The organism is Candidatus Zixiibacteriota bacterium, assembly GCA_021159005.1.
Classification (GTDB): Bacteria; Zixibacteria; MSB-5A5; order UBA10806; family 4484-95; genus JAGGSN01.
Window position 1 is genome coordinate 1 of the sequence record JAGGSN010000177.1, and the last position, 7,855, is coordinate 7,855.

The window sequence follows — 7,855 nt, forward strand, 5'->3', positions numbered from 1 at the left end:
ATTCAAGATCGTCTATATTTATTTTACTTGTATTGGTTCTTCTTCTCTTTATCAACCCATAAGAGACTAAACCATAAAAACAAAAACGTGAATAACGCTCCACAAAATCTGATATTATTTTCTTTTTCTTATCTGATACTATTGGAATTGTTTTAACGGTGTTGTTTTTTAAATCCTTTAACTCTAAATCGATAGCATCAAAACTTACAATTGCTCCAGTATCTCTTTTTATAGATAATACTTTAGGATTTGAAATTGAACTTATAGTACCGTAAAATTTAACAGGTTTTAGAACATCATCTTTCTTGAGTACGTTTATTAATGACTCTTTATAAACGTATCTTTCTCTGGGAATCTTAACAAAAGTTAAGCCTACTTGCGGCCGTATTTTATCATAATATCCCTCTTCATGGTATTTTTCGGTTTTATCTAGGATGTTAAGGGCTACCATCAATTCATCCTGAAGGTCTTTATCACTCATCAATCTTCTCACGTTCTCTTGTTTTGCTATACTGCTAGCTTCATAAGAATCATCTGCTTGCTCAACATCAGTTATGAAAAATTTATACTCCAGATTACTTTTATCAGAAGCATTCGCCTTGTCTCGAACCTTCAAGCCGTATAATACAGTACCGTAAAAACACATAGCTGAATAGTCATTATCAAAACTCTGTATCTTTTGTTTCATCTCATTACTAATTATCGGTATAGCATTTATGATCTGACCACGATTATCGACAATTTCTACATTTATGGCATCAAAAACAGTTGATGAGCCAACAAAACTCAACGGATACGTATCTGAAATACGGTTTATACTCCCGAAAAATTTGATTGGTTTAGTCACATTATCTGAAGACCTGAGATCCGATAAAGTTAAATATTCAAATTTATCTTTAGAGTCAGCTTGAATAATTATCCCCAACTTACTAATTGTTTTATCTATATGACCTTGAGTGTTGATTCCTGAAGTTTCATTTAAGATTTGAATTGCGCTAACTATTTCTTTAGAGATGATAGGATTAATTATAGGAGTTTTCAATTTATTATTATTGGATTTTTTATTTTTATCATTCATTGTTCTGCCTTTTTTATCTCTAATTTTAAACTATGTCAAAATAGATAAGTATGTTCTTATAGACAAGGTTTTTATTGAAAAATGCAGTTAATTAAACTGGTAATACTTTCAGGTATAAGGATATAACAATCAAACCAAAGCTTCGTATCCACGGGGCTTTTTCAATTCAAACAAAGGAGTATCTATGAAGGTCAAGGTATTAAAGTTAGGCGAAGCCGCCAAGGAAGTCGAGATTCAAGATGGGTCGACATTGCAGCATGTCATCCAGGCATCGGGATTCAACCGCGAACATATGACTGTTACGCTAAACGGTCATCCAGCATTTGACACATCACCTGTTCAGGATGGTGATGTTATCACGATGAACCCGCATATCAAAGGGGGGCAAAGTTGATATGGGATAAGGTAACAGCTCAAATCAGGTTCCATGCCCAGAAGCTTAATGTTCCGATAGAGGCTGTACAATTTTCAGATAATGTCCAGCCGACAACTAGCCAGGATGGATTACAAGTTCTATTCAGGGAGAGCCCGAAAGAACCTGTAATACTAAATGAATCCAGTCTTCAAATAGGTTACCAACTCAATGAAAACAATCTCAAGGCTATAACCAAGGCTCTTGATGATAATCTTCCGGTATTAGCTAAAAGTTTTCACCAAAGACAAAGGGATCAGCTAAAACAGCTGGTCCTTTCAGGTGTGGAGGAAAGAAAGACTTCGTTAAACGAATCAATCCAACAAGCGGAGTATACTCTCGATAGTCTGAACAGACAAATCTTCGAACTGTCCAGAAACCGTAATCTTGATAGACACATACTGACACTGCTGGAAAAGCCAATCGTCCCGCTAAACAAAAAGATAATCGATGAATACACTAATGTTAAAAAGCTGGTTCCAGGATTGTACCAGTCAATCCAGTTTGATGAACGGTGCATAAGAGCCAAGACTCACCAGGTTGATATCAATGTCGACGGTGAGGAATTCAATATCGGTATTCTTCTGATAGAACTCGATCTATCTAAAGGACAGGCTAAAATCAACAACCTGACAAACACTGTCAATGGTTATCCTCATCCGCATGTAAACGACAATTCAGAGGTTTGCCTGGGTAATATATCAGCAGGGTTACGCCAGATGCTGGGTGAGTACGAAATCTACGGAGCACTTGAGCTTCTACACAAGTTCATCCACGAATACAATGAGGATGATGCTTACCAGAAGATACAGTTTTGGAACGACCCGGACTACTGTGAAGAAAGTGATGAATACGAACGATGCCGGGAAGGCGGAAGCTATGGCTGGGACTGTGTCAATTGCGGTGATAGTGATTGCCCCTATTATGACAATGCTGAAGAGGACTGTTACGAAGGCGTGGAGAATCCAATAACTTGCATGATGTGTTCATGTACAAGCTGCTGCTATTACAAAAACGTCGAAGATGCTTGCCGTGAGTCTAATGCTGATAAATGTTCCAACTGTAATATCGAGGATTGCAAATATCAAGGAGTCCCCAATGAAACAGCCTGAATTCACAGTACATATCGATGCTAATGCCTGGGCAAAATTTCAGCATTGGGTAGGACTGGCTAATCAGGATGAAGTTAGTGCTTTGGGGCTAATTGATGAAGTTAAGAATAACGGTAGAACAACCGGGCTCTTTGTTTCTGAAATATATCTCGTTGAGCAAACAGTCAATGGTGCGGAAACCACTCTTGATGATAAAGCCGTGGCTAACCTGATGATTCAGCTTGCGACTGAAGAAATCGATGGTTCACGCCTGAAGTGCTGGATACACAGCCATGCAGGAATGACAGCCTTTTGGTCAACTACTGACGATGAGTGCTGTGCAATACTGGCTAATGGTTCTTATTCGGTGTCAATCGTTACAAATATCCGTGGTGACATACTGACCAGACTGGATGTTTATCATCCGTGTCATTTAATACTGGATAAAGTCCTGACCCAGATTCATTACCCGTGTTCCAAAGAGCTGGAGGAACTTTACACTGCCGAATTTGAAGCCAAGGTAAATAAAACAGGTATAGTCGTTAAAAAGAATGACCGGTTTGTGCCTACTATGGATTTTACATGTGAGGAGGAACTGGAGCTTGCCTTTGAGCAGGGAACTATCAACATGGAAGAATACCAGCAATTATCCGGGTATTCAATATTTGACGATTTATAGGAGTACAAATGGATGATAAATACATTCGTCAGCAGGAACTGGTAAACCAGGAGAAGCTGGCAAACCTGCACGTAACAATAATCGGCTGTGGAGCAGTAGGAAGTTTCACAGCCTTATCTTTGTGTAAGATGGGAGTTGGTCAGTTAACTCTTATTGACCCGGATGAAGTGAATATTGAGAACCTGCCGAATCAGTTTTTCAGAGAAGACGACATAGGTGAAAAGAAAGTGGCCGCCTGTATGGAGATTCTCAAAGACTTTAATAACCAGGTAGATGTTGAAATACTTCCTCGACCATTCATCAAACAGAAACTGGAATCTGATATTGTCATATCAGCCGTTGATTCCATGACTATTCGCAAGCGTATCTGGAAGTCAGTGATTACTCACAGAACGGTGAAGCTTCTGATTGATCCGAGAATGGCGGCACAGGTGATACAGGTTTACTCGGTAAAGCCGGGTGTTCCCAACGGATCTAAAGCTTATGAGGCAACATTGATCGATGACTCTGAAACTCTTGAGGAACGCTGCACTGCTCGGTCTATTATCTATTCGGTTCTGCCTTTAGCGGGATTGGTCTGCAGGCAAGTTGCCGCGTATGCCAATGATGATTGGATTGAACCTGTGATAACACTCGACTTGAAAACACTAACGCTTATAAGAAAGGGAGTTCAAATATGATAAAAGCATGGAAAACGATTATAACTGTTGTCTCCGAAATCATTCGTCGCCTTGTATGCAGGAGGTAGCCGATGAAGGAAAATGATGTTGAAGAACTGGCTAAGTCGGTGGGGAATCTTGTTGAGAAGATATTGAAGATTGTCTTGAGCAAGCAGGATAAGCCTGAAGATAAGGATGACGATTCTGATTAAAAAGAACGGGGAGTCAAAATGGCTCCCCGTTATAAATCTTGTGTTTTTTTTCTTTTACTTAAGCAGCAACATTTTCTTTGTTTCAACAAAATCACCGGCATGAATCTTATAGAAGAAAATCCCAGAACTTAAATTATTTGAATTCCAAACCACTTGATGATATCCTGCAGATTTTTCGCTATCGACCAAAATTTTAACCTGACGACCTAATATGTCATAAATCTTTATGACAACGTGTGCCGATTTAGGGAGCCCATAGTTAATTGTAGATTGGGAATTAAATGGATTAGGAAAATTCTGACTCAACGAAAATGCGTCAGGGATTGGTAGCACGTTCTCGTCATCAATATCTGTAGGAATAAAAATATAATAACCTTCATCGGGACCGCCATAATCACTTTCTCTCCCGCCTGAATTGTCTATGGCAGCTTTTACCCAATAGTAATACACTGTGTCAGAAAACTCCGGTACATCATCAAACGATAATTCCGTTTGCCAATTCCCAAGTTCTATCTTTGTCCCATCTAAGGAATTGGCGCGAAATACTTTATAATAGTTAGCGTTTGGCACAATATCCCAATGGATATAAATTAATACTTCTAAACCATCACTAGCCGAAATACCAGTGGGTACCTCTAATGGTAGAAATGCACGATACCCTTGAACATATGAACTGAAATCGCTTTCACGAGTGCCACTGTTTGTGGCGGCGGCTTTCAACGTGTAATAATAGGCTGCACCCGGCAAGGCAGTATTATCTATAAAGGAATTTGATGTTTGCCATTCGCTTGTCAATTCTAACTCGGGCGGATACTCATCTGGGCCATTTGAACGATATACCCGATATACCGCATTATATGGTCCGCCTACTAAATCATATGAAACATGATTCCAAGACAAATGAACACCGTCGGACTGATCTGATGAAGCAGTTAATCCATCAGGAGGTGAAAGGATATCACCAACATTTCTTAACATCGGGTAGCTGTTATTCTCATCTATTGCCCAAACGCTGATAAAATCCCAGTTTGTATTGTATTGAGTTGTGAAAGTTGACTCTTGCATCATTTCGGATGTTATTTCTCCATGGGAATTTATAATTGTGCAACTACCATCATAATATGCCTCATCACAACCTGTAACTTGCGTATCCCAGAAACATTTTGAGATAGTTCCATTACAACGGCCAGCAATTCCTCCTTTTTCGCTATCATAAATTGGTCCAGCAGCATAGCATTCTTCTATAGTACCGCCTTCGAACCAGCCTACAATTCCTCCATTAAATGTGTCTCCGTTCAATGTGCCAATAAAGCTGCAATTCTTGATTAAGCCGCTATGGTTCCACCCGACGATGCCTCCATTACCCCAATCCCGGCCATCAATAGTACCATTAATATAAACGCATCCAATAATACTGTCATAGTTTCCGCCAGCGATGCCGCCGTTATAATCCTCCCTTCCATTAATACGGCAGTCGACAAGACAAAACTCGACAAGAGCATTATTGCCTGAACCTTCGCCGGTCACACCTACAATACCACCGACATTTTCTACATTAGCACGCAAATAGATTCCATGACTATCATCATGGTCAGTTACGGTGCACTGGCTGATAACACCTGTGTTTTCGCCTGTTATACCCCCAATTCTACTGCGTCCCCGGATGGAACCTCCTCCCGAGACTGACGCAGTAACCGTACAGTTAATAATGGAACCCTCGTTAAAACCAGCAAATGCACCGACGTATCTATAACCTCTGATTTCGGGGTCTAGCAAAGTTATGTCCTTTACAACTCCTCTATGATCAATTATTGAGAACAGACCTATATAAGATTCTGTTTCTCTATCTATTTGTAAATCGCTTATGCTATAGCCTTGTCCATCAAAGGTGCCCCTGAAGTAGTATTCAGGATTGCTGCCAATTGGAACGAAATCGAACCATGAAAGATTAATATCATTCATCAAAAGGTAATAAGCGTCTCTAGGATATGCTCCTCCTGTAGATATTAATTGTAATTGATTTTCATCATAAATCCTAACTGTATCCACATTCTCATATTGTTCAATAGCAAAATACTCGTCACTCATATCGCTTACTGAATTATCAAGGGAACTTATTTTTATTTGATAATCCGAGCCTTCAGATTGTTCGTATGGAATGAACCATGAATAGTAACCATCGTTAGTTGTTGAATCAGCAATTGGGTTGTCATAATTTCCACCATTATACAAATCAATTTTAATATATTCACCGATATTACCTTCGAAATCCCAAGCAATGTGTACTGCGCTTCCTCTAAACCAAGACTCGCCACCATTTGGCGAAATAACCGTGATAGACCTGATATCATCATCGGCGGGGACTATACCATGATAACATCTATCGTTCTCCGGTGAACCAGGGTATAAATTATCAACAGTATACCAGGTATTATGACCATCGGCCCAGCCATAGTTAAAATGTAGCTGATTTTCCCCGCCGGAAATCCTCCATCCATCACATACTATTGCATGGCCACCCCAACCTGATTGATAAATTCTATAAAGTAACGGTCGCTCCAAATCGAGTTCTGCACTGATTATATTAAACCAACTGTCCGCCGTATGGTCAGGTCGGCTTTCTTGGTCTATTTCATTAGAATACCTAAAATATTTAGGCAACACAGAAACGCAATGGCTTGTATATGCCCCCGAACCACTAACATGGTAATCCATTTCGTATCCCACTCCAACTTCATAGCATAGTTCTGCTACGGCGAAGGCCTGATCATTATTATACCCGCCCGAATAATCAAGTAGAATGTTTGACCAATCATACGGGTCACTGAAGTCGCCAATTAGATTATAACCTGGTTCATTTCCGTCACCATCCCACAAGTATATATGAGAGCTATCTCCTGCCGGAGGCCATTGCCAGTACCGCATTATCTGAGCGGTCGCGGTAGCTACACAGCCAACGACACATCGCTCACCACCATTTCCAATGGGGCATAAATTATAATAAGGTTCTCCTTGATGCCATGTACTTTCTAATAAAGGATCAACATCCATAATATTATCTGGGAAGTAATTGTTGTATTGGCTTTCAAACGCCCGTGTATCTAATGACCATATATCCCATTTTTGCCAATTTATTTCAATAGCAGGCATTCCGTTTGGATTATCATCAAGAGTAATTTGCCCTGTAAGAAAATCTTTTACTAATTTATTTCGTTTTAAAAGATCAGCTTGTAATATCTTTGCAAAACTATAATCACTATTAATATCCAATTGCTCCGTCGTGGAATAAGCTATGACAGGTACAATTTCATTATATTTTGCTACTACAATATAGCCCGATGGATTAATAAGGAATACATATGCCATGGTATCTAAATCTGAAATTAGATATCGACACTCATCAATTTGGGGATTAATTGCCCCGTTCCAATTTTCTTCAAGATTCCGGCTATGGAAATTTAACCAGTTTTGAGCTACATTTGTTGAAACATATAAAGAAACATTTCCAGCTGAAATAGCTGAAGCAATAAGTAAAAATATGACGGTGAGTAATAATGAAATTTTCTTCATCTCCTTCTCCTCTTTTAAATTAAGCAAACTTAATCTTCAGCATTTTTATAACCGAAACTGTAAACAGCCATTGAAAAATGTACTGCTTTAATTTAAATTAATCACTTCCTATTTAAAAAGCAAGTTCAATCGTCTATATTAATAAGTTAATATA

General features: G+C 39.1%; 6 protein-coding genes. 4 read left to right on the forward strand and 2 right to left on the reverse strand.

What is annotated here, in order from left to right:
* The coding region (locus tag J7K40_11225; GenBank protein ID MCD6162967.1) for a hypothetical protein at positions 1-1,078 on the reverse strand (1,078 nt) is incomplete at its 3' end.
* Positions 1,079-1,262: 184 nt separating this feature from the next.
* Here J7K40_11225 and J7K40_11230 point away from each other — a divergent pair.
* From J7K40_11230 to J7K40_11245, 4 genes are read left to right on the forward strand one after another with little or no spacing between them, the layout of a single operon-like run.
* Positions 1,263-1,472, forward strand: coding sequence for a MoaD/ThiS family protein (locus J7K40_11230; protein ID MCD6162968.1), 210 nt, complete (start codon positions 1,263-1,265; stop codon positions 1,470-1,472).
* Positions 1,469-2,602 (forward strand): hypothetical protein, encoded by a 1,134-nt coding sequence (locus J7K40_11235; GenBank protein ID MCD6162969.1) that lies wholly within the window; start codon positions 1,469-1,471, stop codon positions 2,600-2,602. Before J7K40_11230 ends, J7K40_11235 begins: the two co-directional genes overlap by 4 nt.
* On the forward strand, positions 2,589-3,260 hold the full coding sequence (locus J7K40_11240) for a hypothetical protein (protein MCD6162970.1): 672 nt from the start codon (positions 2,589-2,591) through the stop codon (positions 3,258-3,260). The genes J7K40_11235 and J7K40_11240 overlap by 14 nt, the downstream gene beginning before the upstream one ends.
* An 8-nt stretch (positions 3,261-3,268) precedes the next feature.
* On the forward strand, positions 3,269-3,940 hold the full coding sequence (locus J7K40_11245) for a ThiF family adenylyltransferase (GenBank protein ID MCD6162971.1): 672 nt from the start codon (positions 3,269-3,271) through the stop codon (positions 3,938-3,940).
* 245 nt (positions 3,941-4,185) lie between these two features.
* On the opposite strand, the gene J7K40_11250 is transcribed toward J7K40_11245, so the two are convergent.
* Entirely contained in the window at positions 4,186-7,728 is a 3,543-nt protein-coding gene (locus J7K40_11250; protein MCD6162972.1) for a C10 family peptidase, read from the reverse strand.
* Between the last annotated feature and the right edge of the window lie 127 nt (positions 7,729-7,855).

Coding starts and splice junctions, on each gene's coding strand:
- J7K40_11230 (MCD6162968.1), top strand. CDS start 1,263: ATGAAGGTCAAGGTATTAAAGTTAGGCGAAGCCGCCAAGGAAGTCGAG.
- J7K40_11245 (MCD6162971.1), top strand. CDS start 3,269: ATGGATGATAAATACATTCGTCAGCAGGAACTGGTAAACCAGGAGAAG.
- J7K40_11240 (MCD6162970.1), top strand. CDS start 2,589: ATGAAACAGCCTGAATTCACAGTACATATCGATGCTAATGCCTGGGCA.